The 25,122-nt window shown below is 73.1% G+C and carries 20 protein-coding genes and 1 pseudogene; 10 read left to right on the forward strand and 11 right to left on the reverse strand.

The window, feature by feature from the left end:
• The first annotated feature begins 199 nt into the window (after positions 1 to 199).
• From AB0G35_RS02090 to mltG, 3 genes are all read left to right on the forward strand, one after another.
• Positions 200 to 604, forward strand: coding sequence for an SAV_915 family protein (locus tag AB0G35_RS02090; protein WP_360942236.1), 405 nt, complete (start codon positions 200 to 202; stop codon positions 602 to 604).
• Positions 605 to 832: 228 nt separating this feature from the next.
• Positions 833 to 2,170 (forward strand): diaminopimelate decarboxylase, encoded by a 1,338-nt coding sequence (gene lysA, locus AB0G35_RS02095; protein WP_360942239.1) that lies wholly within the window; start codon positions 833 to 835, stop codon positions 2,168 to 2,170.
• 307 nt (positions 2,171 to 2,477) lie between these two features.
• The gene (gene mltG, locus AB0G35_RS02100) at positions 2,478 to 3,287 is read left to right on the forward strand and encodes an endolytic transglycosylase MltG (protein ID WP_360942242.1); all 810 of its coding nucleotides are present in this window, start codon (positions 2,478 to 2,480) and stop codon (positions 3,285 to 3,287) included.
• A 31-nt stretch (positions 3,288 to 3,318) separates the two neighbouring features.
• Here mltG and AB0G35_RS02105 read toward each other — a convergent pair whose 3' ends face one another.
• The 4 genes from AB0G35_RS02105 to AB0G35_RS02120 form a co-directional block, all read right to left on the reverse strand.
• Positions 3,319 to 4,038, reverse strand: a complete 720-nt coding sequence (locus tag AB0G35_RS02105; protein ID WP_360943058.1) for an ABC transporter permease subunit — start codon at positions 4,036 to 4,038, stop codon at positions 3,319 to 3,321.
• Positions 4,039 to 4,122: 84 nt separating this feature from the next.
• Complete coding sequence (locus AB0G35_RS02110) at positions 4,123 to 5,034, reverse strand: ABC transporter ATP-binding protein (protein ID WP_360942245.1); 912 nt, start codon at positions 5,032 to 5,034, stop codon at positions 4,123 to 4,125.
• Positions 5,031 to 5,942, reverse strand: a complete 912-nt coding sequence (locus tag AB0G35_RS02115) for an ABC transporter permease subunit (RefSeq protein WP_360942248.1) — start codon at positions 5,940 to 5,942, stop codon at positions 5,031 to 5,033. Before AB0G35_RS02115 ends, AB0G35_RS02110 begins: the two co-directional genes overlap by 4 nt.
• A complete protein-coding gene (locus AB0G35_RS02120) occupies positions 5,932 to 7,023 on the reverse strand; it encodes an ABC transporter ATP-binding protein (RefSeq protein WP_360943061.1) in 1,092 nt (363 codons plus the stop codon). Before AB0G35_RS02120 ends, AB0G35_RS02115 begins: the two co-directional genes overlap by 11 nt.
• Positions 7,024 to 7,343: 320 nt before the next feature.
• Between AB0G35_RS02120 and AB0G35_RS02125 the strand changes: the two genes are divergently transcribed.
• From AB0G35_RS02125 to AB0G35_RS02140, 4 genes and pseudogenes are all read left to right on the forward strand, one after another.
• The gene (locus AB0G35_RS02125) at positions 7,344 to 8,210 is read left to right on the forward strand and encodes a M24 family metallopeptidase (RefSeq protein ID WP_360942251.1); all 867 of its coding nucleotides are present in this window, start codon (positions 7,344 to 7,346) and stop codon (positions 8,208 to 8,210) included.
• Between the two features lie 140 nt (positions 8,211 to 8,350).
• On the forward strand, positions 8,351 to 10,081 hold the full coding sequence (locus AB0G35_RS02130) for an SDR family oxidoreductase (RefSeq protein ID WP_360943064.1): 1,731 nt from the start codon (positions 8,351 to 8,353) through the stop codon (positions 10,079 to 10,081).
• 84 nt (positions 10,082 to 10,165) lie between these two features.
• Positions 10,166 to 11,082, forward strand: a pseudogene (locus AB0G35_RS02135) (metal-dependent hydrolase).
• Between the two features lie 29 nt (positions 11,083 to 11,111).
• A complete protein-coding gene (locus AB0G35_RS02140) occupies positions 11,112 to 12,239 on the forward strand; it encodes a MerR family transcriptional regulator (protein ID WP_360942254.1) in 1,128 nt (375 codons plus the stop codon).
• 114 nt (positions 12,240 to 12,353) lie between these two features.
• Here the strand turns inward: AB0G35_RS02140 and AB0G35_RS02145 are convergent, their stop codons facing one another.
• Together AB0G35_RS02145 and AB0G35_RS02150 are read right to left on the reverse strand one after the other, a co-directional pair.
• A complete protein-coding gene (locus AB0G35_RS02145; protein WP_360942257.1) occupies positions 12,354 to 13,703 on the reverse strand; it encodes a carotenoid oxygenase family protein in 1,350 nt (449 codons plus the stop codon).
• Entirely contained in the window at positions 13,700 to 14,371 is a 672-nt protein-coding gene (locus tag AB0G35_RS02150; RefSeq protein WP_360942260.1) for a hypothetical protein, read from the reverse strand. The genes AB0G35_RS02145 and AB0G35_RS02150 overlap by 4 nt, the downstream gene beginning before the upstream one ends.
• 57 nt (positions 14,372 to 14,428) lie before the next feature.
• Between AB0G35_RS02150 and AB0G35_RS02155 the strand changes: the two genes are divergently transcribed.
• Together AB0G35_RS02155 and AB0G35_RS02160 are read left to right on the forward strand one after the other, a co-directional pair.
• On the forward strand, positions 14,429 to 15,061 hold the full coding sequence (locus AB0G35_RS02155; protein ID WP_360942263.1) for a PadR family transcriptional regulator: 633 nt from the start codon (positions 14,429 to 14,431) through the stop codon (positions 15,059 to 15,061).
• 42 nt (positions 15,062 to 15,103) lie between these two features.
• On the forward strand, positions 15,104 to 15,646 hold the full coding sequence (locus AB0G35_RS02160; RefSeq protein ID WP_360942266.1) for an RNA 2'-phosphotransferase: 543 nt from the start codon (positions 15,104 to 15,106) through the stop codon (positions 15,644 to 15,646).
• A 97-nt stretch (positions 15,647 to 15,743) separates the two neighbouring features.
• Here AB0G35_RS02160 and AB0G35_RS02165 read toward each other — a convergent pair whose 3' ends face one another.
• The 3 genes from AB0G35_RS02165 to AB0G35_RS02175 all read right to left on the reverse strand — a co-directional run bounded on the left by AB0G35_RS02165 (position 15,744) and on the right by AB0G35_RS02175 (position 18,512).
• Entirely contained in the window at positions 15,744 to 16,307 is a 564-nt protein-coding gene (locus AB0G35_RS02165; RefSeq protein WP_360942269.1) for a hypothetical protein, read from the reverse strand.
• Between the two features lie 71 nt (positions 16,308 to 16,378).
• On the reverse strand, positions 16,379 to 17,275 hold the full coding sequence (gene htpX, locus AB0G35_RS02170; protein WP_360942272.1) for a zinc metalloprotease HtpX: 897 nt from the start codon (positions 17,273 to 17,275) through the stop codon (positions 16,379 to 16,381).
• A gap of 337 nt (positions 17,276 to 17,612) precedes the next feature.
• Complete coding sequence (locus tag AB0G35_RS02175; protein WP_360942275.1) at positions 17,613 to 18,512, reverse strand: LLM class flavin-dependent oxidoreductase; 900 nt, start codon at positions 18,510 to 18,512, stop codon at positions 17,613 to 17,615.
• 186 nt (positions 18,513 to 18,698) lie between these two features.
• Here AB0G35_RS02175 and AB0G35_RS02180 point away from each other — a divergent pair, with 186 nt between their 5' ends.
• Positions 18,699 to 19,673: a Cof-type HAD-IIB family hydrolase gene (locus AB0G35_RS02180; protein ID WP_360942278.1), complete on the forward strand. Its 975-nt coding sequence runs from the start codon at positions 18,699 to 18,701 to the stop codon at positions 19,671 to 19,673.
• 52 nt (positions 19,674 to 19,725) lie between these two features.
• On the opposite strand, the gene AB0G35_RS02185 is transcribed toward AB0G35_RS02180, so the two are convergent.
• Together AB0G35_RS02185 and cydD are read right to left on the reverse strand one after the other, a co-directional pair.
• On the reverse strand, positions 19,726 to 21,405 hold the full coding sequence (locus tag AB0G35_RS02185; RefSeq protein WP_360943067.1) for a GAF domain-containing protein: 1,680 nt from the start codon (positions 21,403 to 21,405) through the stop codon (positions 19,726 to 19,728).
• A gap of 97 nt (positions 21,406 to 21,502) precedes the next feature.
• Positions 21,503 to 25,105, reverse strand: a complete 3,603-nt coding sequence (gene cydD, locus AB0G35_RS02190; RefSeq protein ID WP_360942281.1) for a thiol reductant ABC exporter subunit CydD — start codon at positions 25,103 to 25,105, stop codon at positions 21,503 to 21,505.
• Positions 25,106 to 25,122: the final 17 nt, after the last annotated feature.

Below are 25,122 nucleotides of genomic sequence, written 5' to 3' on the forward strand. Positions count from 1 at the left end.
CACCGCGTCACTCCCGCCCCACAATCGGCCACCGGGCGGCAGCATCGCGTCAAGTAGGGTCCACAACTCGTCAATGACGCGTCAGCATCCGGCGGATGCGCCCGTTCTCCGGGCATAGCGTCGGCAGAGCCGAGCCCCGGCATACGCATCGTCATCCACCGGCCCGGGGCCGCCGATGTCCTGTTCGAGGAGCAACGCCGTGTCCCACCATCTCTACGCGGAAGATCCCGAGCCCTCTGATCGCGTCCCGGCCGGGCCTCTGTTCGTCCCCGTCCGGTCGGGCCCCGCGGGCTGTACGGCCCGCCTGTTCCGTACTCCGCTCGGCGGCCGTACCGCCGTCGGTTTCACCTCGGTCCAACGCCTCGCCGCGGCCCTCGGCGGCGGCCAGCCGTGGGTCAGGCTCTCCGAGCCGGCCCTGCGGGCGCTGGCCGAGCCCCTCGGGGCGACGGTCCTGACCGTCGATCCCCGTCTCACCCCGGACGCCCCCCGCGCCACCCGCGGCACGCGCACCCCGGGCACACCACGCGTGCCCCAGGCGGCCCGGACGGCGGGCGCCTCGCACAGGGCCCAGGCGTCCGGTACGCCGCGCCTACGGGCCGTCTGAGAGGGGCGAACCACCATGAGCCACAGCACTCTCCCCCGCACCGCCCAGGAGCCCGGCGGCCCGCCACCGTCCGCGACCGACGGACCGCTCCCCCCTCCGGCACCCTCTCCGGCGCCCTCTCCGGCGCCCTCTCCGGCAGCGTCTTCGGCACCCTCTCCGGCTCCCGCTTCGTCCCCGGCACCGGGCGCGGCCCCGAGTCCGGCCACCGCCCCGGCCCCCGCGGACCACGTGAGGGCCCCGCTGCCCGCCCCGCTCCCCACCCCGGCGCCCGACCCGCTCTCCGTCTGGCCCGGCTCCACGTTGCCGTACGGCCCCGGGGACCTCACCCTGGGCGGCGTCCCGCTGACCGAGCTGGCCGACCGCTTCGGCACCCCCGCCTACGTACTGGACGAGGACGAGGTGCGCCACCGCTGCCGCGCCTACCTCCGGGCCTTCCCGGACACCGACGTCTTCTACGCGGCCAAGGCGTTCCTCTGCCGCGCCATGGTCCACTGGGTGCACGAAGAGGGCCTCGGCCTGGACGTCTGCTCCGCGGGCGAACTGGAACTCGCCGTCACCACCGGCTTCCCGCCGGAGCGGATCGTGCTGCACGGCAACGCCAAGAGCCCGGCGGACCTCCGGGCCGCGCTCCGGCTCGGCGTCGGGCGGATCGTCATCGACTCCACCTCCGAGATCGCCCGGCTGGCCGCCGCGGTCCCGGCCGGCACCCGCCAGAAGGTGCTGATCAGGGTCGTCCCGGGAATCGCCGCGGGCGGTCACGCCAAGGTCCGGACCGGGACCGACGACCAGAAGTTCGGGCTGTCGATCGCGGACGGTTCCGCACAGCACGCCGTCACCCGGGTCCTCGACCAGCCCAGGCTCGAACTCACCGGTCTGCACTGCCACTTGGGTTCCCAGATCACCACCGTCAAGCCGTACCTGTCCGCCGTACGGCGGCTGGTCGGCCTGCTGGCACGGATCCGCGAACAGCACGGCGTCACCCTGCCCGAGCTGGACCTCGGCGGCGGGCACGGCGTCGCCTACCGGCCCGGCGAGCCCGCGCTCGACATCGCCGCGCTCGGCTCCCGGATCCGCGCCGAACTGGTACGCGGCTGCGCGGCGGCCGGACTGCCGGTGCCCCGGCTCGCCGTCGAACCCGGCCGTGCGATCGCCGGCCCGTCCGGGGTCGTCCTCTACCGGGTGCTGTCCGTCAAGCGCACCGGGAGGCACACCTTCGTGGCGGTGGACGGCGGCATGAGCGACAACCCGCGCCCCGCGCTGTACGGGGTGCGCTACGCGCCGCGGCTGGTCGGCCGGTCCTCGTCGGCCGCGCAGGAGCAGGTCACCGTTGTCGGCCGGCACTGCGAGGCCGGCGACGTACTGGCCGCCGACGCCCGGCTGCCCGGCGACCTCCGCCCCGGCGATCTGCTCGCCGTGCCCGTGGCCGGCGCGTACCACCTCTCCATGGCTTCCGGCTACAACCTCGTGGGCCGCCCTCCGGTCGTCGCGGTCACCTCGGGCACCGCCCGCCTCCTCGTCCGCCGCGAATCCCTGGCGGACATCCAGGAACGCGATATCGGCCTGTGAAGCCCGGGACGGGATATCCCACCTGCCATGGCCGCGACCGCCCGTGACGGAGGCTCGTTCTCGTTCGCTGCACGGCGCCGGGCCCGGGTTCCGGGATCCACCGGGGTCCGGGCCCCCCGGGGTCCGGGAACCCCCGGAGTCCGGGCCCGGACGCAGCGGCCCGTGGGCCAGGCCACAGGGCCGGAACGGTCCGGCTGGGGCGCCCCGTGTAAGCGGATGATGGCGAGCCGGTGAACGATCTTCGTCCTCGGCAACGATCCGGGGGTGGCCGCCCGGCGAGCCGCAGGCCGTGGCTTACCGTGCCCCCATGAGCGATGTTCAGCACACCGGTCGCCGGCCGGGCCCGCGGTTCCCCCGCGCCGGCCGGCTCATCGTGGTGGCCGTGCTGGCCGTCCTGGTCGTGCTCGGCGTGGTGCTGGTGACCCGGCTGCTGCGGGAGCGGGCGCACGAGGAGACGCTGACCGTCCCCGAGGGGCAGCGGGCTGCCCAGATCTACGCCGCCGCCGACAAGGCCCTCCACCGGCCCAGCGGCTCCACGGCGAAGGCCGCCAAGACCGCGCACCTCCCGCTGCCGGCCGAGGCGCGGGAAAACCCGGAGGGCTACCTCTTCCCGGCGACGTATCCGGTCCGCTCGGACACCACCCCGGCGTCGCTGCTCTCGTACATGGTCAAGACCGCCAACCAGCGGCTCGCCGAGGACCACATCACCTCCTACCGGACGGTGGTGATCGCCAGCATCGTGCAGGCGGAGGCCGACCGGCCCGCCGACATGGGCAAGGTCGCGCGGGTGATCGAAAACCGGCTGGCCCGGCACATGCCGCTGCAGATGGACTCGACGATCAACTACGCGCTGGGTCGCAGCACGCTCCACACCAGCCACGCCGACACCCGTACCAAGAGCCCGTACAACACCTACCGCTACGAGGGCCTGCCGCCCACTCCGATCGACAACCCCGGGGCGGACGCCCTCAAGGCGGCCGGCGCGCCGCCCGCGGGCGACTGGCTGTACTTCGTCACCGTCAAACCGGGCGACACCCGCTTCACCGCCGACTACCAGGAGCACCTGAAGAACGTGCGGGAGTTCAACGGCCGGCAGAAGAGCGGCGGCGGCGCCTAGACCCGGGGCGGTTGCCGCCCCGGCGGTCCTTCTACTCCTCGCCGGCGAGGGTGAGGGCCTTCAGCCGGCGGCCGGCGTACCAGGTCGCAGCGACCGTGACGGACACCAACAGGCCTATGGCGAGCGACAGTTGGACGTCGGAGCTGATCGCTCCCTCGGCGGCGGTCTGCTGGCCGATGGCGAGGGCCCACTGCTGGATGCTGAGGGTCCGCGCGCCGGGAATGAGGTTGCCGACCAGCGCCTCCCAGACCAGGGCGTAGACCAGCCCGAAGACCACGGCGTGCCGGGTGATCGTGCCGAAGAGGAGGAAGAGCGCGCTGTAGGCGACCGCGGCGACGGCTGCGGCGACGGCGTACCCGACCGCTATCTGCTGGCTGTTGCCGTTCAGGAGGAAGCCGGCGAGCAGCACGGGGAGGGCGGAGAAGGCGACCGTGACGCCGATCGCGACCAGGAGTTTGGTGAAGATGATCGTCGGCCGGGGGACCGGCTTGGACAGCAGGTAGACCACCGATCCGTCGTCGATCTCCGGGCCGATCGCGCCGGTGCCGGCGATGACGCCGATCAGCGGCACCATCGTGCCCAGGGCGAAACCGCCCAGGATGCCGCCGGCGGTGGTGTCATCGGCGCCGGCCAGCGCGCGGACGGCCACCGCGATGACCAGGAGCAGGGCGGGCAGCACGAAGAGGATCAGGGCCCGGCGCCGGCCGAGCAGGGCTCGGTAGGTGAGCCGGGCGACGGTCGGGTGGAACAGCGAGGCCCGGGGCGCGGCGGCCGGCGCCGGCGGGGCGGTCGGGGTGGTCGTGCTCGTGGACATGCGTCAGGGCTCCTTTCAGCCTCAGGCCGCTACGAGGTAGGAGAAGACGGATTCCAGCGATTCGTCGGAGGGCGAGACCGTCAGCAGGCGGATGCCGTGGTCGCGGGCGACCCGCGGCAGGAGTTCGGTGAAGCGGCCGAAGTCGACCGCCTGGATGCGCAGCCCGCCGTCGACGAGATCGACCTCGATCCCGGACGTCGAGGGGTCGGCGATCAGTGCGCCCGCCAGCGCCCGGTCGTCGTCGGAGCGGACGAGATAGCGGTGCGGGCGGTCGGTCATCAGCCGGCGGATCTTGCGGAAGTCGCCGGACGCGGCATGCCGGCCGGCCACCACCACCTCGATGTGCGAGGCGAGTTGCTCGACCTCCTCCAGGATGTGCGAGGAGAACAGGACCGTGCGCCCCTCGTCGCCCATCCGGCGCAGCAGTTCCATCAGCTGCATCCGCTGGCGCGGGTCCATGCCGTTGAAGGGCTCGTCGAGCAGCAGCACGGACGGGTCGTGGACCAGCGCGGAGGCCATCTTGACGCGCTGCCGCATGCCCTTGCTGTAGGTGGCGATCTTGCGGTCCTGGGCGTACTCCATCTCCACGGTGGCCAGTGCCCCGGCCGCCTCCCGCCGCCCGAGACCGTGCAACTCGGCGTTTGCCACGACGAATTCGCGCCCGGTGAGGAAGTCGTACATCGCCTCGCGCTCCGGGACGATGCCGATGTGGCGGTAGACGCCGGCGTTGCGCCAGATCGTCGCTCCGTCGAGGGTGACCGAGCCGTTGGAGGGGGCGAGGAAGCCGCCCATCATGTTGATCAGTGTCGACTTGCCGGCGCCGTTCGGACCGAGCAGGCCGGTCACACCGGGGCCGATGGTCATCGTGATGTCGTTGACGGCGACGACGTTGCCGAACCAGCGCGAGGCGTGGTCGATGTGGAGGGTGCTCATAGACCGGCCTTCCGGTAGCGGCGCATCAGCAGGGCATAGCAGCCGGCGATGGCGCTCAGGGTGACGAGGAGGTAGACGAACCCGGCAGCGGTGGACGGGGCGAGCCCGTTGGGGAAGGAGCTGCTCCCGCCGAGGAACGTGGACTGCACTCCGTCGATGAGCGTGATGGGGGAGAACAGTCCGAGCCAGCCGACGGCGGACTCGCTGCCCTGGACGAAGGCGATGCCCTGCACCGCGCTCACCGCGCCGTACGGGATGGTGAGGACGGCGATCACGGCGGCGACGCCGAAGCCGCGGCGCGGGGTGACCGCGGAGACGACCAGGCCTATCCCGGCGAACAGCAGCGACAGCAGCACCACGGAGACGAGTCCCTGGGCGAAGCCCTTGGTCTGGTCGAGGAAGTCCATCTTCGCCAGCAGCGCGCCGACGTAGAGGACGAGCAGCGGGGCGGCGTTGAGAAGGAACAGGGCGCTTGCCATCGCGGCGAACTTGGAGGCCACGTAGTCGCCGCGCTCGATGGGGCGGGAGAAATACAGCGGCACGGTCTTGAAGCGCAGGTCCCGGGAGACCGACTGCGGGGCCTGGGCGGCCAGATAGAGGCCGATGACGGCCTGGAGGTAGATGGCGTAGCGGGTGTAGCCGACCGGGAGGCTGCTCGCCTTGGTGACCACCGCGACCGCGACCATGATCGCGGCGGGCAGGCACATCACCGCGAAGAGCAGCATCGGCAGCACCTTGCTCTTGGCGGAGCGGCCGAGGCCGTAGGCGCCGCGCAGGCTCTGCGAGAACAGCGACCGGCGGGCATAGGCGCGGCCCAGCCGCGGGCCGTCGTAGTGGCGGTAGCCGATGTTGTGGATGGAGGCGCCGGGTGGGGCGGTGGATGCCGGGGTCGTGGGCTCAGGCGACATCGTGGGCGCCTCCTTCCTGGGTGGTGTACGAGGCGCCGGGGGCGCCCGTGGGGGCGGGGGTGGCCGTGGGGGCGGGGGTGGCCGTGGGGGCGGGGGTGGCCTGGGCCTGGTCCGCGTCGCGGAAGACCTCGGCGATCTGGTGGCGGCGCTGTTCCATCCGGATCAGGCCGAGTCCGAGTCCGGCGACGGTGTCCCGCACCAGGTCGTAGGTCTGTTCGCCGGCCGCCTCGACGAACAGCAGATGGCCGGAGGTGGGAAGGCCGCCGGCGCCCGGAGTGCCGGTCGTCACCGTGACGCCGGCGGCGGTCAGGGCCGTGCGCAGTGCCTCGGTGCCGTCCGGGTGGGCCTCGGTGTCCGTGACCTCCACCGCGAGGGAGGCCGTGACCTGGGTGAACTCGTCGGTGGCGGAGGACCGCAGCAGTTTGCCGCCGTCGATGACGACGACGTGGTCACAGGTGCGCTCCAGCTCGCCGAGGAGGTGCGAGGTCACCAGGACGGAGATGCCGAAGTCGGTGTGGATCCGCCGGATCAGGCCGAGCATCTCGTCCCGGCCGGCCGGGTCGAGGCCGTTGGTGGGCTCGTCGAGGAACACCAGCTGCGGGTCGTGGACCAGCGCCTGGGCCAGCTTCACCCGCTGCTTCATGCCGGTCGAATAGCCGCCGATGGGGCGGTAGCGCTCCTCGTAGAGCCCGACGTGGCGCAGGGTGTCGGCGGTGCGCTCACGGGCGGCGGTCGGCGGCAGGCCCGACATCCTGGCCATGTGCACGACGAACTCGGTGGCCGAGACGTCGGGCGGCAGGCAGTCGTGCTCGGGCATATATCCGACCCGCTCGCGGATGGCACTGCCGTCCTTGGCCACGTCCATCCCGAGGACGCGCGCCGATCCCTCGCTGGCCGGGGCCAGTCCGAGCAGGATCTTGATCAGGGTGGACTTTCCGGCGCCGTTGGCACCCACCAGGCCCGTCACGCCGGGGGCGATGTCAACGGAGAGCCGGTCCAAAGCGGTCACCCGCGGAAACCGCTTGCTCAGGCTTTCAGTCACGATCACAGTCACGTCTTCGACGGTAGTGGCCTCCGCCACACCGGTCGTCAACCCACAAGTCGGTATCCGCATCCCCCTGCGGTATTACGGCCCGTAAGGGTTCTCCTGCTTCGAACGGTCCTCGTCTCAGGGTCGGGGCGGCAGGGGCGGGCCCTCTGGCTTCCCACCGCCGGGGGCCGCCGAGCGTTGCCCGGGGCCGCCGAGCACTGCCCGGGGCTGCCAAGCGCTGCCGGGTGGGGCCGCCGGGGCCATCGGGGTGCGTCGGCCCTCTTGACGTCGCCGCCGGTCATTGTCACATTCATCGGTGTCAAGTTACGGGCGCGTACCGCGATGAACGGCTCACGGACGGACGGTTGGCGATGGCCCCAGTCACCACAGCGACCTCAAGGGCAGCCGGAGAACTCACCGCAGAACTAAGGGGGTTCAGAGAGGTCCAGCGGCTCGCCTACGCCTGCGCGGAGGCCGTGGCCGCCCAGCTCAAGCCCGGGATCACCGAGCGCGCGACGGCGCGGATGCAGCGCGAGTGGCTGCGCGAGCGCGGCGTGCGGGACTGGTTCCACCTGCCGTTCGCCTGGTTCGGCGACCGCACCGCGTTCGTCAGCTTCCGGATACCCCTGCAGTTCTTCCCCACCAACCGCGAGCTGGAACCGGGGATGCCCTTCATCCTCGACATGGCCCCCGTCCACCGGGGCTTCACCGCCGACATCGGCTACTCCGGCTGTCTCGGCCTCAACCCCGTGCACGACAAGCTGCTCGCCGACCTGGAGGCGCACCGCGAGCTGATCCTGCGCGAGGTCCGCGAACGCCGCCCGCTGCGGGAGATCTACCAGGACGTCGACCGGCTCATGGTGCGGCAGGGCTACGCCAACCGCCATCGCGCCTATCCCTTCGGCGTCATCGCGCACAAGATCGACCGGGTCGGGCAGCGCCGCTGGTCCCCCACCCTCTTCGGGTTCGGCACCCAGTCGCTCAAGGGCCTCGCCTCCGACGCGCTGCACGGGCACCGGGAGGGCTGGTCCCCGCTGTGGAGCCCGTACACCTTCTCCGACCATCCGCCGCAGCCGGGGCTGTGGGCGGTCGAACCCCACCTCGGGTTCCGGGGCACCGGCGCGAAGTTCGAGGAGATCCTGGTCGTGACGGACTCCAAGGACCCCCAGGAAAGCGCCTTTTGGCTGGACGACGATCTGCCGCACGTGCGGCGCTGGCAGGAGGAGAAGGCCGCGTGAAGACGGGACGTGGACGAGGACGGGACGCGGCTGCGGGCCGCGGCCAGGAGCCGGGGCGGACGCAGGACGGGGCGCCGGGCCGGGCATCGGGCGGGGCATCGGGCGGAGCGCCGGGGCTCGCCGGGGCGACGGAGCGCCGGGTGCACACCGGCGGCGTGGAGCTGTGCGTCGCCGAACTGGGCGACCCGGCGCACCCCACGGTGGTGCTGGTGCACGGCTACCCGGACAGCAAGGAGGTGTGGTCGCAGGTGGCCCGCGGTCTGGCCGACCGCTTCCATGTGGTGCTCTACGACGTCCGGGGCTGCGGCCGGTCCACCGCCCCGCGGCCGCTGCGCGGGGGCTTCACCCTGGAGAAGCTGACCGACGACTTCCTGGCCGTCGCCGACGCCGTCAGCCCCGACCGCCCGGTGCATGTCGTGGGCCACGACTGGGGCTCGGTACAGGCCTGGGAGTTCGCCACCGTGCGCCGTACGGAGGGCCGGATCGCCTCCTTCACGTCCATGTCGGGCCCGTCGCTGGACCACTTCGGCCACTGGATCAAGAAGCGGATGGTGCGGCCCACCCCGCGCCGCGCCGCCCAGCTCCTCAACCAGGGCGCCAAGTCCTGGTACGTCTACCTGCTGCACACGCCCGTGCTGCCCGAACTGGCCTGGAAGGGTCCGCTCGGCAAGCGCTGGCCCGGCGTCCTGCAGCGGGTGGAGAAGGTGCCGGCCGGGGACTACCCGACCGCCTCGCTGCCCACCGACGCGGCCCACGGTGCCTGGCTCTACCGCGACAACGTCCGCGCCCGGCTCCGCCGCCCGCGCGCCGATGCCTACGCGCACTGCCCGGTCCAGCTGATCACCCCCACCGGCGACGCCTTCCTCTCCCAGCGGCTCTACGACGACCTGGAGCAGTGGGCGCCGCAGCTCGTCCGCCGTACCCTCCCGGCCAAGCACTGGGTCCCCCGCACCCGGCCGGACCAACTGGTCTCCTGGATCGCCGAGTTCGTCACCGCCAAGGAGGAGGGCGACCCGGCGAAGGAGCTCGCGGCGCGCGGCCCGTACGCCGACCGGTTCGGCGGACAGCTGGTGCTGGTGACCGGCGCGGCCAGCGGCATCGGCCGGGCCACCGCGTTCGCCTTCGCGGAGGCCGGTGCCCGGATCGTCGCCGTCGACCGGGACGCGGACGGTGCGGCGCGGACCGCCGAGCTGGCCCGTCTGATCGGCGCCCCGCAGGCCTGGCCCGAGGTCGTCGACGTCGCGGACGAGGCAGCCATGGAGAAGCTCGCCGACAAGGTCGACGCCGAGTACGGCCCCGTGGACGTGCTGGTGAACAACGCCGGGATCGGCCTGTCCGGCGCCTTCCTGCAGACCACCACCGACGACTGGAAGAAGGTGCTGGACGTCAACCTGTGGGGTGTCATCCACGGCTGCCGGATCTTCGGCAGGCGGATGGCCGACCGCGGTCAGGGCGGCCATATCGTCAACACCGCCTCGGCGGCCGCCTTCCAGCCGTCGAAGATGCTGCCCGCCTACAGCACCTCCAAGGCCGCGGTCCTGATGCTCAGCGAGTGCCTGCGCGCCGAACTGGCCGGGCAGGGTATCGGTGTCTCGGCCATCTGCCCCGGGCTGGTCAACACCTCGATCACCAGCACCGCCCGCTTCGCCGGGGTGTCGGCCGAGGAGGAGAAGCGCCGCCAGGCCAAGGCCGCGCGGGTGTACGGGCTGCGCAACTACCCGCCGGAGAAGGTCGCCGACGCCGTCCTGCGGGCGGTGGTCCGCAACCAGGCGGTGGTGCCCGTCACCCCCGAGGCTCGCGGCGCCCATCTCCTGTCGCGGTTCGCCCCGCGGGTCCTGCGCGCCCTCGCCCGCATCGAGCCGCGGCTGTGAGCGAGCACCGCCCCGCCGGGAGGAGCCCCAACGACCGGAGGAGGATCCCGAGAGCCGGACAACTGCGCATGTCAGGAGCCGCGCATGAGCACGTCATCCCTCCAGGAGCACCACCCGGTCACCCCGCGCCGGGCCTCGTTCGACTGGCATCGGACACCGCTGCTGTGGATACCCGACGAGCCCACCGCCACCCACGTCGTCAACGTGCTGCACCTGCTGCTGCCGGCCGGGGAGCGGTGGTTCGTCAAGGTCTTCAAGGAGGGGTTCCCGCTGGTCGGGGACGATCAACTGCGCAAGGACGTCAAGGTCTTCATGGGCCAGGAGGCCATCCATAGCGTCCAGCACTCCCACGTCCTCGACCATCTCGCCCACCAGGGCCTGGAGACCGGCCCCTACACCCGGCACATCAACTTCCTCTTCAAGCGTCTGCTGGGCGACCGGCCACCATGCGGCGTTTCCGTTCCCGGAACGGGAGCGGCTGCGCTTCCGGCTCTCCCTGGTCGCCGCCATCGAGCAGTTCACCGCGGTGCTCGGGAACTGGGTGCTGGCCGCCGACGGCCTCGACCGGGCCGGGCCCGACCCGGTCCTGCTCGACCTGCTGCGCTGGCACGGTGCGGAGGAGGTCGAGCACCGGGCGGTCGCGTTCGACATGTACCAGCACACCGGCGGCGAGGATCCCGGCCGGTACGCCCGCCGGGTGCTGGGCATGGCCGTCACCGCACCCGTGCTGCTCCACCTCTGGGCCTGGGGAGCGTCCTCTCTCCTCCGGCACGATCCGCAGCTCGCCGCCCGCTCCCGCTCCTCGCTGCGGGAGCACAACCGGGCCGTCCGCAAAGGACTGCTCCCCTCCCGGCGTGAGCTGGGAGCGGCGATACCGCGCTTCTGCGCCGGTCGTACCATCCCTCGCAGGAAGGGTCGCTGCGCACGGCGTCGCCTACCTGGCCTCCTCGCCGGCCGCCCGGGCCGCGGCGGGCGCGGTGGGCCGCGCGGCCGTCTCATAGTGCGCGGCCGACGGAGGAGGAGCACCGCAGTGACCGAACAGCCGCCAGCGGCCGCATCCCGCCCGGCCGAGTACCGCATCGAGGACCTGGCGCACCTCAGCGGTGCCACGGTCCGGACGATCCGCGCCTACCAGGACCGCGGGCTGCTCCCCCGCCCGGAACGCCGCGGCCGGGCCAATGTCTACGGCGATGCCCATCTGGCCCGGCTGCGCCAGATCGCCGATCTGCTGGACCGCGGTTACACCCTCGCCAGCATCAAGGAGCTCCTCCAGGCCTGGGACGCCGGGCTCGACCTCGGCGGGGTGCTGGGGCTGGTCGCCGAGATCGACGGGCCGTGGACCGACGAGCAGGCGTCCCGGATCAGCCGCGCCGATCTGGACGCGGCCTTCGGGGGCGCCTCCGACGAGGCGGCGGTCGCCGAGGCCGTCGAGCTGGGCGTCCTGGAACGGCTCCCCGGCCAGGACGACGAGTTCCTCGTGCCCAGCCCGCAGGAGCTCGCCGTCGCCGCCGAACTGCACTCCGCCGGCGTCCCGCTGCCGGCGATCTCCGCCCACCTCCGGGAGCTCCGCGGCCAGGTGGAACACATCGCCTCGCGCTTCCTGGATTTCACCACCGAGCACGTCTTCCAGCAGTTCCTGGACCATCCGCCCACCGACGCCGAGGCGGCCGAGGCGGCCGCCCTCGTCCGCCGGCTGCGGCCACTGGCCCAGCAGACCGTCGACGCCGAACTCGCCCGCGCCATGCGGGCCCTGGCCACCCGCTACCTCCGCCGGCACCTCAGCGAGGCGCTCCCCGCGGAGAGCCACGGGCCGAGGGCCACCGCCTCACCGGCAGGCTCCGGGTCGGTCACGGACCCCCGTACCGCGACCGACCCGAGCCCTGCACCCGGCCCCGCCCCCGAGGCCACGCCGGGCCTCCGGACGGAGCCCGCCGCGGCGGCCGGGCCCGGCGCCGAGACGGTGGCGCTGCCCGCCGACGCCGTGGCGGCCGTACGGGCCCTGGTGGGCCCCGAGCACACGGCGGCGTTCATCGCGGCCGCCGCCCGGCGCGAGGTGCAGGCCCGCACCATGGACGCCTTGCTCCCGGACGGGCCCCGTGCCCCGTCCGGGGGCGCCACGGGCACCGCTCCCGGCACCGAGCCCCCGCCCGGTACCTGAGCCGGCACCCAACAGGCTTGGCACCACGCGCTCTTCAGTTCTCAAGAAGCATGCGATCGCGGTTATTCCGCCCCGGATGCGCAAACCGCCGCGGCGCCTCCACGCCCCGCCGGTTCAACCCGCCGGGTCCGGCAGCCAGTTGCCGTGGAAGCCGTACGGCACCCGCTGCGGCAGATGGACCGTGGCCACCGGGTCGGCGGATATGTCCTCGGCGTCGAGGACGACCAGATCACTGGTGTCGGTGGTCGCGTCGTAGACGTAGGTGAGCAGCCAGCCCGGTCCGCCCGGACGGTCGTCCGCCGGGGCGAAGACCGCCTCGCCCGGGGTGCGGCCCGGACCGAAGTCATGGCGGACGACCGCGCCGGTCTCCAGGTCGTAACGGAGCAGGGCGCCGGGTATGTGGCCGGTCCCCGGGGCCTCGGCGACGGTGGCATGGCCGAAGCGGGCGCGCTGCCCCACCAGGCGGTCGTCCACCCGCGGGAACTCGCAGTACTGGTCGTCCAGCTGCTCCTCGGCGACCGTGCCGGAGGCCAGGTCGATCGTCCAGCGCCACAGGCAGGACGGCTGTCTGCCGCTGAAGTCGGGATAGCGGGACACATGGAGGACGATCCGCTGCTCGCCGTCGTCATGGGCGTTCAGCGCATGGAAGACGAAGCAGGGGTCGATGGGCAGCCAGCGGACCTCGCCGTACGGGTCGTCCCGGCGCAGTACTCCCAGTCGCGCGCCGTACTCCGGATCCCAGCGGTAGGGCATTCCCCCGCGGTGGGCGTCGAAGACCATCGGGAGGTCCATGAAGACGACATGGCGCTCGGTCAGATGGAAGTCGTGCATCATCGTGTGCGCCGCGACGTCAATGGGCCGGCTGATCGCCAACTCCCCGTCCGCGTCGGCCCGGTGGTAGGTCAGATAGGGCGGTCTGGACCCGCCGTAGCCGAAGAAGTGCAGCTCGCCGGTGGTCGGGCAGGTCTTGGGGTGCGCGGTCATGGCGGTGGTGAGCCGTCCGCCGAAGTCATGCACACCGAGGGTCTCCAGCTCATGGCCGGGGCGGCAGTCGATTTCGTACGGGAACGACGACTCGACGAGCGCGAGGGTACGGCCGGCGTGCCGGACGACATGGGTGTTGGCCACGCCCGCCGACAGATTGCGGCGGCCCTGCGCATCGCGGACCGGCACTCCGTCGGTGAAGGTCGAGGTGCGGACCCAGCGGTTGCGGTAGGAGACGGCCCGGCCGCCCTCCAGGCGGAGCCCGTGGACCATGCCGTCACCGAAGAACCAGTGCGGTGTGGCGGCGTCCCGCGGGTTGGGGCCGTTGCGCAGGAACCAGCCGGTGAGCTCGGGCGGCAGGGCGCCGGTCACCGGCAGGTCGTAGGCGGTCAGCTCCTCGGCGACCGGGGCGAAGTTGCCGGCCAGGTGCGGAGCGGGGGCATCGGAGGCGGACGGGGTGGTCGGGGAGGCGGTGGTCATGACGCGAGGCCTTCCTGGACACCGGCCTGCCCGGCGGCCTGCTGCTGGAAGCGGGCCCGGGCCCGGTCGGGGTAACTGGAGGTGAAGCGGACGGGGAGGACGAAGCCCGCGATCTGGATGAGGACCGAGTAGACCGTGTTCAGCTCGTAGGCGGAGACGAGGGCCTGGGCGGCCGCGGTGAGGGTGAACGAGAGCGCCCACGCGGCGGTGAGCACGACGTTGATGCGGCGGAACAGCGGGGTGTGCCAGACCTCGGGCGGAGCCATGCGGCGGGCGATGCCCATCGTGAAGGGCCGCCGGACCGCTATCGACACCCAGGCGATGAGCGCCAGCCAGCCCATCGAGAGCGCGCTGCCGTAGAGCCGCAGGCCGCTGTCGGGACGGGCGAAGGAGAGCGCGGACAGGGCGGCGAAGAAGACGATCGTGCCGTACTCCAGCACGCGGTAGTCCAGCGAGAGGCCCGCCGCGCGGTCGGCGACGAGCAGCGCGGCGGCCGTCAGCAGACCGGCGAGAGCGCCCCACTGCCAGCCGATCGTGGACACCCCCGCGAAAACCAGCCACGGCACGAAGCCCCGCAGATAGTTCATGTCTCCCCCCTCTTCGTCCGCGGCCGCGCGGCCGGCGCGCTTCGCCGTCCGCATCTCCGCCGCACATTCCAACTTCGACATGTCGAATGTAGAAGGTCCTTCTTTGACATGTCAACAGTGGAAGGTAATGTGATGGTCATGAGCCTGAGACATGCCGTGCTGGGCCTGCTGTCCGAAGCCCCGGCGAGCGGCTACGACCTGATGAAGCTGTTCAACGCCACGCTCTCGATGGTCTGGCCCGCCACTCAGAGCCAGGTGTACGGCGAGCTCGGCAAGCTCACCACCGCCGGCATGGTCGAGGTCACCGCCCACGGCCCCCGCGGCCGCAAGGAATACGCGATCACCGACGACGGACTGACGGAGCTGCGCCACTGGCTCACCGAGGTCGAGCCCAGCGGCCCCCAGCGCGATGACGGTCTGCTGCGCGTCTTCTTCCTCGGCATCGTCACCCCGCTCGAAGCCCAGACCTTCCTCCTCCATCAAGCCGAGCTCGCCGCGCGCACCCGCGCCATGTGCGAGCAGGTCGAGGAGAACGCCCAGTGGGACGACGAGATGATTTCGGTCTACGGACGGATCGCCCTGGAGTACGGCCTGCGGATGTCGGCGGCCCAGGAGGAGTGGGCCCGCTGGGCGGCCGAGCAGGTGACCACCGCCAAGGCACGACGGGCCAGCGCGCTCGCGCACGCCCAGCACGCAGGACACACCGGCAGCCACGAAAAGCACGCAGGAAACGCCGATGGCTCACCGGAGAACGAGGCCGACGGGACGTGAATGCGGATGCCTCCGGGGCGCCAAGAGCGGCACCCTGGAGGCATGAATACCCAGCGCTCCGTGCGTCTCTCGAAGTACCTGTCGAAGCATTTGCGCCATGAACCGCAGCGGATCGGCCTTGCTCTCGACGCCCAGGGCTGGGTGCCCGTCGACGACCTGCTGGCGGCGGCCGCGGCGCATGGATTTCCGTTCTCCCAGGCCGAGTTGACGGCCGTGGTCGCCCGCAACGACAAACAGCGCTTCACCATCGAGGACGGCCGGATCCGCGCCAACCAGGGCCATTCCGTACGCGTGGACCTCGGCCTGCCGCCGGCCGAACCTCCCGCGTACCTCTTCCACGGCACGGTGGCGCGCAACGTGGCCGCCATCCGGGAGAAGGGGCTCCTGCCGATGAAACGGCACGCGGTCCACCTCTCGCCGGACCGGGACACCGCGACCAGGGTGGGCGCCCGGCGCGGCAAACCGGTGGTCCTGGCCGTGGACGCGGCGGCGATGCACCGGGCCGGACACGTCTTCCGGGTCAGCGCGAACGGTGTCTGGCTCACCGACCGGGTACCCGCCCGGTTCCTCCGCTTCCCCGGGTGAGCCACCAGGTGAGCCACCAGCTGAGCCCCCGGCGAGCCGCCGGGCGGGATGCCGCGCCCAGGAGTGCGCCCGGGGGATCACGCCCCCGCCCGAGGGGTCACCATCCCGGTGCGCCCCATACGGGGAACCACCGCGCCAGGTCCTTCTCGATCGTCAGATCGTCCCCCAGCATCGCCCTGACCTGGAGTTCGAGCGGGTTGTCGCGCTTCTCCCCGCCGCCCGGCTTCGGCGCGAAGGGGTAGAACGTGCCCCTCTTGTAGAGGTAGACCAGCGCCAGCGACCGCTGCCGGTCGTCACGGAAGCCGAGCAGCGAGCACAGGAGTTGCGGGCCGAACCCCGCCTCCTCCAAGGACGTGTTGACCGCGTGCAGGTCGTTGACCAGGCCCGCCACGTCATCCGGCGCATGCCGTACGAGCAGCCAGGTGTAGCCGTATCCGTCCTGGGCGAACTCCACCGGCCCGTCCAGCAGGGACCGGGCCTCCTCCTGGATGCGGGAGAACGCACCGCCCTCCACACTGGCGAAGCACACCGATCCGAGGCCGGTCGGCGTGAATCCGGCCGCGGCCTGGAGGGTGACCGCGGCGGACGGCAGCGCGAAGAGCTGGTCCAGATCGGGGCGAACCGGCTTGCTGCGGCCGAGGAGGGCGTCCAGAAATCCCATGCGCGGTACTCCTTGCTCCTGGAGGGACCGGCCCGCACTCTCAGCCCGGGCCGGTGATCGTCACGGACGGCTCACGTCCCGAGCTGCGTCGCGATCCGGCCCAGCTGGTCCAAGCGCTGTTCCAGCGTCGGGTGCGAGGACAGCAGCCGGTGGAAGTTCTCCTTGTTGAAGGCCGGGGCGAAGAAGAAGGCGTTGTACGGCTGGGCCTTGCGCAGGTCTTCGGTCGGGATCCGGGCGATCTGCCCGGTGACCTTGGTCAGCGCGGCGGCCAGCGCCGAGGGGCGGCCGGTCAGCAGCGCGGCGGCGCGGTCGGCGGCCAGTTCGCGGTAACGGGAGAGCAGCCGGGTCAGCAGGAAGCTGATCGCGTAGACGACCGCGCTGACGGCGGTGACGATCAGCACGGCGATGGCCGCGTTCTGGTCCCGGTTGTTGCGTCCTACGCCGCTCCACAGGGCGGCGCGGGTGATGATGCCCGCCAAGACGCCGAGGAACGAGGCGATGGTCATCACCGCGACATCGCGGTGCGCGACGTGCGAGAGCTCGTGGGCCAGCACGCCCTCCAGTTCCTCCGGCTCCAGCCGCCTGAGCAGGCCCGTGGTGGCGCAGACCATCGAGTTCTTCCGGTTGCGGCCGGTGGCGAAGGCGTTCGGCACGTCCGACTCGGCGATCGCGACCCGCGGCTTGGGCATGTCCGCGAGGGCACACAACCGGTCCACCGCGCCATGCAGCACGGGCGCCTGCTCCGGCGTGACCTCGTGCGCGCCCATGCTGAAGGCGGCGATCCGGTCGCTGAACCAGAACTGGGCGACGAACAGGCCCCCTGCGATCAGCAGCACCACCACCCAGGCACCCTTGAGCAGGACCACCAGCACGCCGACGACCACGACGTACAGCAGACCGATGAAGAACATCGTCGTGATCATTCGCGAGGTCAGCCCGCGGTCCGGGGCGAATCGGGTCTGTGCCATGGCTCCTCCACGAACACCGCACTTCGCGCAGTGCGCCGGTCCGCTCGCGCGCCGGTCTCGCACCGCGCGCCGCGTCCGCCACACTGCGCCGCTGTCCCGATTCTCCCTCTTCCGGGCTATATACGGGGTAAAGCGGAGGTGAGCGAACGACCGGGCGCGTCGGGAAGGCACGGCGGGCCGGGCGGCTGTTTCACGTGAAACCACCCGCAGCCCGGCCGCGCCGGGAGGCCCGTCCCGTGGGCCCGGCCGGTGGGCGTCGCCGTCGTCGACCGTGCGCACCAGGCGCACCGGGGAGTCGGGCCCGTCCCGGAGACCCGCTCGGCCTCCCCGCCCGCCCCTACTCGGTGCCGAGCTGCGCCAGCCCCTCCGTGGCGATCCGCTCGAAGACGTCGAGGTCCGCCGCGAAGAGCGAATCGGCGATCGGCCAGTGGATGACCAGCTCGTCGAAGCCCAGCGCGGCGTGGTTCCCGGCGAAGTCCACGAACGCGTCGACGGAGTCCAGCGGCCGGTCCGGGGTGAAGCCGGAGAGCATGATCTTCTCCAGATCGCCGGCATCGCGGCCGATTTCGGCACAGGCCTTGCCGAGCCGTTCGCACTGCCCGCGGACCGCCTCCAGCGAGTCGGCCGAGCTACCGCCGCCGTTGGAGACCTTGGGGTCACCGGTGGTCACCCACGCCTGGCCGTACTTGGCCGCGAGCTTCAGGCCGCGCGGCCCGGTGGCGGCCACCGCGAACGGCAGCCGCGGCCGCTGCACACAGCCGGGGATGTTGCGGACCTCGTGGGCGGAGTAGTGCTCGCCCTCGTACGTGACCACGTCCTGGGTCAGCAGCCGGTCGAGCAGCGGCACGAACTCGCCGAAGCGGTCCGCACGCTCCCGCGGCGACCAGGGCTCCTGGCCGAGCGCGGTGGCGTCGAAGCCGTTGCCGCCCGCGCCGATACCCAGGGTGAACCGGCCGCCGCTGATGTCGTCGAGGGAGATCAGTTCCTTGGCGAGGGTGACCGGGTGCCGGAAGTTCGGTGAGGTGACGAGGGTGCCCAGGCGCAGTCGGGAGGTCGCGGCCGCGGCGGCGGTCAGGGTCGGCAGGGCCCCGAACCAGGCCTGGTCGCGGAAGCTCCGCCAGGACAGGTGGTCGTAGGTGTAGGCGGCGTGGAAGCCCAGCTCCTCGGCGCGCTGCCACACCTCCCGCCCACCTTCGGACCAGCGGCGGACGGGAAGTATCACGGTGCTCAGTCGCATGCACCCGAGCGTACGGCCGTCCGGGTGTTCCCCACGATCGCCTCCGGCCACCGCGCGGCGCCGCCGGCCCCGGCCGTAAGCCGTCATCGGCCCTGGGACACAGCCTCGGGATCGCAGGTCGCCCCCGCCGTCTCATCCGCGCAACCCACCGCACGCCTGTGCGCCCTGGTACGGGAAGATGGGCCCGTGACTGATGCCTCCGCCACGCCACCCCGGGCGCCCGAACCGGCCGTTGCCCCCGGCCCGGCCGTCCTGCCCGAACCGGCCGTCGTGCCCCGGCTGATCGCGACCGACCTCGACGGCACCCTGCTGCACGACGACAAGACGGTGTCCGAGCGGACCGTCGCCGCGCTCGCCGCCGCCGAGCGGGCCGGCATCGAGGTGTTCTTCGTCACCGGGCGCCCGGCCCGCTGGATGGACGTGGTCAGCGACCATGTGCACGGCCACGGCCTGGCGATCTGCGCGAACGGCGCGGCCGTCGTCGATCTGCACCGCGGCGGCCGGATCGTCGAGGTCAGCCCGCTGGAGCAGGCGCTCGCACGGGAGGTCGTGGACGCACTGCGCAGCGCCGCGCCCGGTACCTCGTTCGCCGTCGAGCGCACCAGCGGCATCCATTACGAACCGCAGTACCCGCCGCTCCTGCTGGACCCGGCCGCGGTCGTGGCGCCGGCCGAGAAGCTGCTGGCCGACGACTTCGTGGCGCCGCTGGGCCCCGACGGGGCGGGCTCGGCGGCTGGCGCCGAGCCGCCCGCCTTCCCCGACCAGCCGGTCATCAAGCTGCTCGCGCACCACCCCGACCTCGAACCGGACGCGTTCCTCGCGCTGGCCCGGTCGGCCGCGGGCGATCTGGCGTCCTTCACCCGCTCCAGCCCCACCGCCCTCCTGGAGATCAGCGGCCCGGGCGTCAGCAAGGCCGGCACCCTGGCCCACTGCTGTGCGGAACGCGGCATCTCCCCGGAGGAGGTCGTGGCCTTCGGGGACATGCCGAACGACCTGGAGATGCTGAGCTGGGCCGGCACCTCGTACGCCATGGCCAACGCCCATCCGGAGGTGCTGGCCGCCACCACCGGCCGGACCGCGTCCAACAACGAGGACGGCGTCGCGCTGGTCATCGAGCAGATCCTGCGGCGGTGCGCCGAGCGCGGTGCCGTGCGCCCCTGAGCGGCACCCGGTCGGCGCGGCGGCTCACAGCGGCGCCCTCTCAGGTCGCGGCTCACAGCGGCGCCTCCCAGGTCACCGTCGTGCCCGCGCCGCCCTCGCCCAGACCGGGCCCGTACGTGCTGCAGCCGCCCAGCGACTCCGCGCGCTGGGCGAGGTTCCGCAGACCGCTGCGGCGGCCGCCGGACGGTATGCCGACGCCGTCGTCGGCGACGGTCAGCCGGACCCCGTCGGTGCCGTCCGGCAGCCGGATCGTCGCGTCGACCACGACCTCGATCCGGGAGGCGTGGGCGTGCCGGAAGGCGTTGGACAGCGCCTCGCGCAGTGCGGCGATCAGGTTTCTGCCGGTCAGCTCGCCGATCCGGGAGTCGACCGGGCCGGCGAAGTGGACCGACGGCTGGAAGCCCAGCGGTACGGCGGCGGTGCCGATCTCGCGCAGCACCCGGGTCCGCAGTCCCGACGGCGCCTCGACCGGGCTCTGCTGGAGGGCGAAGATCGCGGTCCGGATCTCCTGGATGGTGACGTCCAGTTCGTCGACGGCCTTGCCGATGCCCTCCGCCACCTCCGGGACGACGGACCTGCGCTGGGCGCCCTCCAGCATCATGCCGGTCGCGAAGAGCCGCTGGATGACGAGGTCGTGCAGGTCACGGGCGATCCGGTCGCGGTCCTCGTAGACCGCCAGCCGCTCCCGGTCGCGCTGGGCGTCGGCCAGAACCAGCGCCAGCGCGGCCTGCGCGGCGAATTGGCCGGCCAGCGTCCGTTCGACGGCGGTGAACGGCCGGGCGCCCCGGGACCGCGGGGTGGCGAGGGTGCCCAGGACCCGGCCGCCGCTCTTGAGCGGCAGCAGCATGCTGGGGCCGAAGCGGGCCGCGAGGTCGGTGACCATCCGGGGGTCGCTGGCCGAGTCCTCGACGAACACCGGCTCACCGTCGAGGAGTTGCCGGGCCACCGGGCTGTCGGGCGGGATGTGCGTCCCCAGGATGCCGGTGGGGTCGTCGGCCGATACGGCGACGATCTCCAGCCCGCCCTCGTCGTCGGGCAGCAGCACGATGCCCGCCGCCGAATCCGCCAGCTTCCTGGCCTGCTCGGCCACCACTGCGAGCGCGTCGTCGACGTCGCTGCCCGCCAGGAGTTCGGTCGTCACCGCCACCGAACCGTCGATCCACCGTTCCCGCTGGCGGGTCGCCGCGTACATCCGGGCGTTGCCGATCGCGATGCCCGCTTCCGTGGCGAGCACCCGGACCATGTGCAGGTCCTCCTCGCTGAACTCCCCGCCGTCGCGCTTCTCGGTCAGATAGAGGTTGCCGTAGATCTCGCCCTGGACGCGGATCGGCACCCCTAGGAAGGTGCGCATCGGCGGGTGCCCCGGGGGAAAGCCGGCCGAGCGCGGGTCCTGGGTGAGGTCGGCGAGGCGCAGCGGTTGCGGGTGGTGGATGAGCGCGCCGAGCAGCCCCTTGTGGCCGTCCGGCAGCGCGCCGATCCGCTCGTGCTCCTGCGCGCCGACCCCGTATGTCACGAAGTCCGACAGCCCCTCGCGGGCGTCGTCGATGATGCCGATGGCGGCGTAGCGCGCATCGGCGAGTTCGGCGGCGGTCTGCGCGATCCGGTCGAGGGTGATGTGCAGATCGAGCCCCGCGCCGACCGTGCGCATCGCCTCCAGCAACTGCGGAACCCGGGCGGTCAGCTCGGGCGACAGGCCCTGCAGGCTGCGGGTGGCCTCGGTGGCGGCGTGCATGGGGTCGGGGGCGGACGGGTCCGTGCGGGGGGAGGCGCGATCCATGCCCACGAGCCTAATAAGACCCCATATAAGCGGCCATTCACCTGCAAAGCCGTCAGAGCGCCGGTGCCATGCCGTACGCCGCGTCCACCGCCCGTTCGCGCTCCAGCATCCGCCGGAACGGACCGTCGGCCGCGGCCAGCTCCGCCGGTGCACCGCGCTGCACGACCCGGCCGCCGTCCAGCACCAGCACCTCGTCGACGGCGTCGAGCCCGGTGAGGCGATGGGTGATCAGGAGCGTCGTCCGGCCCTCGGTCGCGGCCAGCAGATCGGCGGTCAGCGCATCGGCGGTGGCCAGGTCGAGGTGTTCGGCGGGCTCGTCCAGGACGAGCACCGGGAAGTCCGCGAGCAGCGCACGGGCCAGGGCCAGCCGCTGCCGCTGACCGCCGGAGAGCCGGGCGCCGTGCTCGCCGACCATCGTGTCCAGGCCGTCGGGCAGCCCGCGCACCCAGTCGGCGAGCCGGGCCCGGCCGAGCGCGTCCCACAACGCCCGGTCCGCGTCCCCGTCCGGGCCGGTGCGCCGGTCCCGCAGGGCGAGCCGGAGGTTCTCCCGCAGCGAGCTGTCGAAGAGGTGCGCGTCCTGCGCGCACAGCCCGACCAGCCGCCGGACCGCGTCGCCGTCCAGCGTCCGGGCGTCCGTTCCGCCCAGCGTGTACCTGCCCGCCTCATGGTCCAGGAAGCGCAGCAGCACCTGCGCCAGGGTGGTTTTGCCGGACCCGGACGGGCCGACGACGGCGATCCGGCGCCCGGCCGCCAGCGTGAGGTCCACCCCGTCCAGCGCGGGCCGGTCCTGGCCGGCGTGGCGGGCGGTCAAACCGCGTACGACCAGCGGGAACGGCGTTTCGGGAGGCGTCGCGGGGGCGGCCGGTTCGCGTACCGGCGGGGGCGCGTCCAGCACCTCGAAGACCCGCTCGGCCGCGCGCCGGGTCCGCTGTCGGTACTGCACGGCGAGCGGCAGCCCGGTCACCGCCTCGAACGCGGCGAGCGGGGTGAGCACGACGACCGCCAGCGCCACCCCGTCCAGCCGCCCGGCGTGCACCGCCTGGACGCCGGCGACCGCGGCGGCGGCCACGGTCAGCCCGCACAGCAGCGCGGAGAGTCCGGCGCCGGTGCCCGCCACGGTCGCCGACCGGGCGGCGATCCGGGTCAGCTCGCGGTCGGCCCGCCGTACCGCCTCGGTACGGGCCGGCAGCGCGCCGGCCACCGTCAACTCGGCGGTCCCGGTGAGCAGATCGACGACGCGGGTGGCGAGCCGGCCGCGGGCCGGGGCCAGCTGCCGCTCCGCCCGCCGGGCCAGCGCGGCCGAGAGCAGCGGCACCCCGGCGCCCGCGAGCAGCAACCCGGCGCCGAGGATCACCCCGGCCTCGGGCAGCAGCCAGCCGGTGAAGCCGACGGCGCCCGCGCCGACCAGCGCCGCCGCCCCGGCAGGCAGCAGCCAGCGCAGGAAGTGGTCCTGCACCGCATCGACGTCGGCGACCAGCCGCGACAGCAGATCGCCGCGCCGGCGCTCGGCGAGCCCGGCCGGCGCCAGCCGCTCCAGCCGCCGGAAGACGGCGACCCGGACGTCCGCGAGCATGCGGAAGACCGCGTCGTGGGAGACCAGCCGCTCGGCGTACCGGAAGACCGCGCGCCCGATGCCGAACGCCCTGGTCGCGGTCACCGCCACCATCAGGTACAGCACCGGCGGCTGCTGTGCGGCCCGCGAGATCAGCCAGCCGGACGTGGCCATCAGGCCGACCGCGCTGCCCAGGGCGAGGCTGCCGAGCAGCAGCGCCAGCGCGAACCGCGCCCGCCGGGCCCGCGCCATCCGCCGCAGGCGGGCGGGGGCCGAGGCCCGGGTGGGGGCGAGGCCGAGACCGCCGCGGGGGTCGGCGGCGAGGTCCGGAGTGGGGTCGGCCGGGGTGCCCGGAGCGGGTTCGGCGGGGGTGTCCGGCGCGGGGTCGGCAGGGGCGTCCGGCGCGGCGGCCGGGGCCGCGTCCCGGCCCGCCCCTACGCCCGCGTCCACAGCCGGTTCCCGCACGTCAGAAGCGGGGTCCGGGAGTCGCACCACCCGGTCGGCCACCGCCAGCAGCGCCGGCCGGTGGACGACGAGCAGGGCGGTCCGGCCCACGGCGAGCCGGCCGACCGCGGCGACGATCGCCTCCTCCGTCCCGCCGTCCAGGCTCGCGGTCGGCTCGTCCAGCAGGAGGATCGGGCGGTCGGCGAGGAAGGCCCGGGCCAGCGCCAGCCGCTGCCGCTGGCCGGCGGAGAGCCCGGCACCGGACTCGCCGAGCCGGGTCGCCGGGCCGTCCGGGAGCGCCTCGACGAAGTCCAGCGCACCGGCGTCCGCGAGGGCGGCGCGTACCGCGGCGTCGTCCGCGTCCGGTCGCGCCAGCCGTACGTTCTCGGCGATGGTCCCGGCGAACAGCTGCGGGCGCTGGGGCACCCAGGCGATCCGCTGCCGCCAGCTGTCGGGGGAGAGCGAGGCGATGTCGTGGCCGTCGACCAGGGCCCGGCCCCCGGTCGGCGCGGTGAGGCCGAGGAGCACGCTGAGCAGCGTGGACTTGCCCGCGCCGGACGGGCCGACCAGGGCGACGGTCTCGCCGGGGCGGACCTCGAACGAGGTGGCGGGCAGGGAGTCCGCGGTCCGTCCCGGGTGGCGGACCACGAGGTCCTCGACGGTCAGCGCGGTGCCCTCGGGCGCCGGTGCGGTGCCGGGGGTGGGCAGCGGTGCCTCCAGCACGGCGAAGATCTCCTCCGCCGCCGCGAGACCCTCGGCCGCCGCGTGGTACTGGGCCCCCACCTGCCGCAGCGGCAGATACGCCTCCGGCGCGAGCACCAGCACCATCAGCCCGGTGTACAGGTCGAGTTCGCCGTTCACCAGCCGCATGCCGATGCCGACCGCGACCAGGGCGACGGAGATCGTGGCGAGCAGTTCCAGGGCGAACGAGGAGAGGAAGGCGATCCGCAGGGTGCGCAGCGTCGCGCGCCGGTACTCGCCGGTGATGGTGCGGATCGCGGCGGCCTGGGCCTTGGCCCGGCCGAAGACCTTGAGGGTGGGCAGGCCCTCGACGACGTCGAGGAAGTGCCCGGACAGCCGGGCCAGCAGCCGCCATTGGCGGTCCATCCGCGACTGGGTGGCCCAGCCGATGAGGATCATGAACAGCGGGATCAGCGGCAGCGTGAGGACGATCGTCAGCGCCGAGATCCAGTCACCGGTGACGATCCGGGCCAGGACCGCGACCGGGACGACGACCGCCAGCCCCAGCTGCGGCAGGTAGCGGGAGAAGTAGTCGTCGAGGGCGTCGATGCCGCGGGTGGCGAGTGTGGTCAGCTCGCCGGTGGCCCGCTCCGGACGCTGCCGCGCCGCCCGCGCGACCAGCCGCATCCGCAGCTCGGACTTCACCGCCGCGCTGGCGCGGTGCGCGGCCAGCTCGGTGAGCCAGGAGACCAGACCGCGCCCCACGGACACCGCGGCGAGCAGCACGAGCGGAGTGGCCAGAGGGCCGGGACCGAGGCCGTGCCGGAAGGCACCCACCACGATCTCGGCGATCAGCATCGCCTGGCCGACGACCAGGCCCGCTCCGGCCAGCCCGAGGAACACCACCGCGATGAGGAAGCCGCGGGTGGCGTGGGCGTAGCGGAGCAGGCGCGGGTCGACGGGTTTCACGTGAAACATTCCATCCTGCCGGTGCC

The organism is Streptomyces sp. NPDC021749, from assembly GCF_040640655.1.
Taxonomy (GTDB): Bacteria; Actinomycetota; Actinomycetes; order Streptomycetales; family Streptomycetaceae; genus Streptomyces.

Coding starts and splice junctions, on each gene's coding strand:
- mltG (WP_360942242.1), top strand. CDS start 2,478: ATGAGCGATGTTCAGCACACCGGTCGCCGGCCGGGCCCGCGGTTCCCC.
- AB0G35_RS02110 (WP_360942245.1), bottom strand. CDS start 5,034: ATGAGCACCCTCCACATCGACCACGCCTCGCGCTGGTTCGGCAACGTC.
- AB0G35_RS02115 (WP_360942248.1), bottom strand. CDS start 5,942: ATGTCGCCTGAGCCCACGACCCCGGCATCCACCGCCCCACCCGGCGCC.
- AB0G35_RS02125 (WP_360942251.1), top strand. CDS start 7,344: ATGGCCCCAGTCACCACAGCGACCTCAAGGGCAGCCGGAGAACTCACC.
- AB0G35_RS02145 (WP_360942257.1), bottom strand. CDS start 13,703: ATGACCACCGCCTCCCCGACCACCCCGTCCGCCTCCGATGCCCCCGCT.
- AB0G35_RS02150 (WP_360942260.1), bottom strand. CDS start 14,371: ATGTCGAAGTTGGAATGTGCGGCGGAGATGCGGACGGCGAAGCGCGCC.
- AB0G35_RS02155 (WP_360942263.1), top strand. CDS start 14,429: ATGAGCCTGAGACATGCCGTGCTGGGCCTGCTGTCCGAAGCCCCGGCG.
- AB0G35_RS02160 (WP_360942266.1), top strand. CDS start 15,104: ATGAATACCCAGCGCTCCGTGCGTCTCTCGAAGTACCTGTCGAAGCAT.
- AB0G35_RS02165 (WP_360942269.1), bottom strand. CDS start 16,307: ATGGGATTTCTGGACGCCCTCCTCGGCCGCAGCAAGCCGGTTCGCCCC.
- htpX (WP_360942272.1), bottom strand. CDS start 17,275: ATGGCACAGACCCGATTCGCCCCGGACCGCGGGCTGACCTCGCGAATG.
- AB0G35_RS02175 (WP_360942275.1), bottom strand. CDS start 18,512: ATGCGACTGAGCACCGTGATACTTCCCGTCCGCCGCTGGTCCGAAGGT.
- AB0G35_RS02185 (WP_360943067.1), bottom strand. CDS start 21,405: ATGCACGCCGCCACCGAGGCCACCCGCAGCCTGCAGGGCCTGTCGCCC.
- cydD (WP_360942281.1), bottom strand. CDS start 25,105: ATGTTTCACGTGAAACCCGTCGACCCGCGCCTGCTCCGCTACGCCCAC.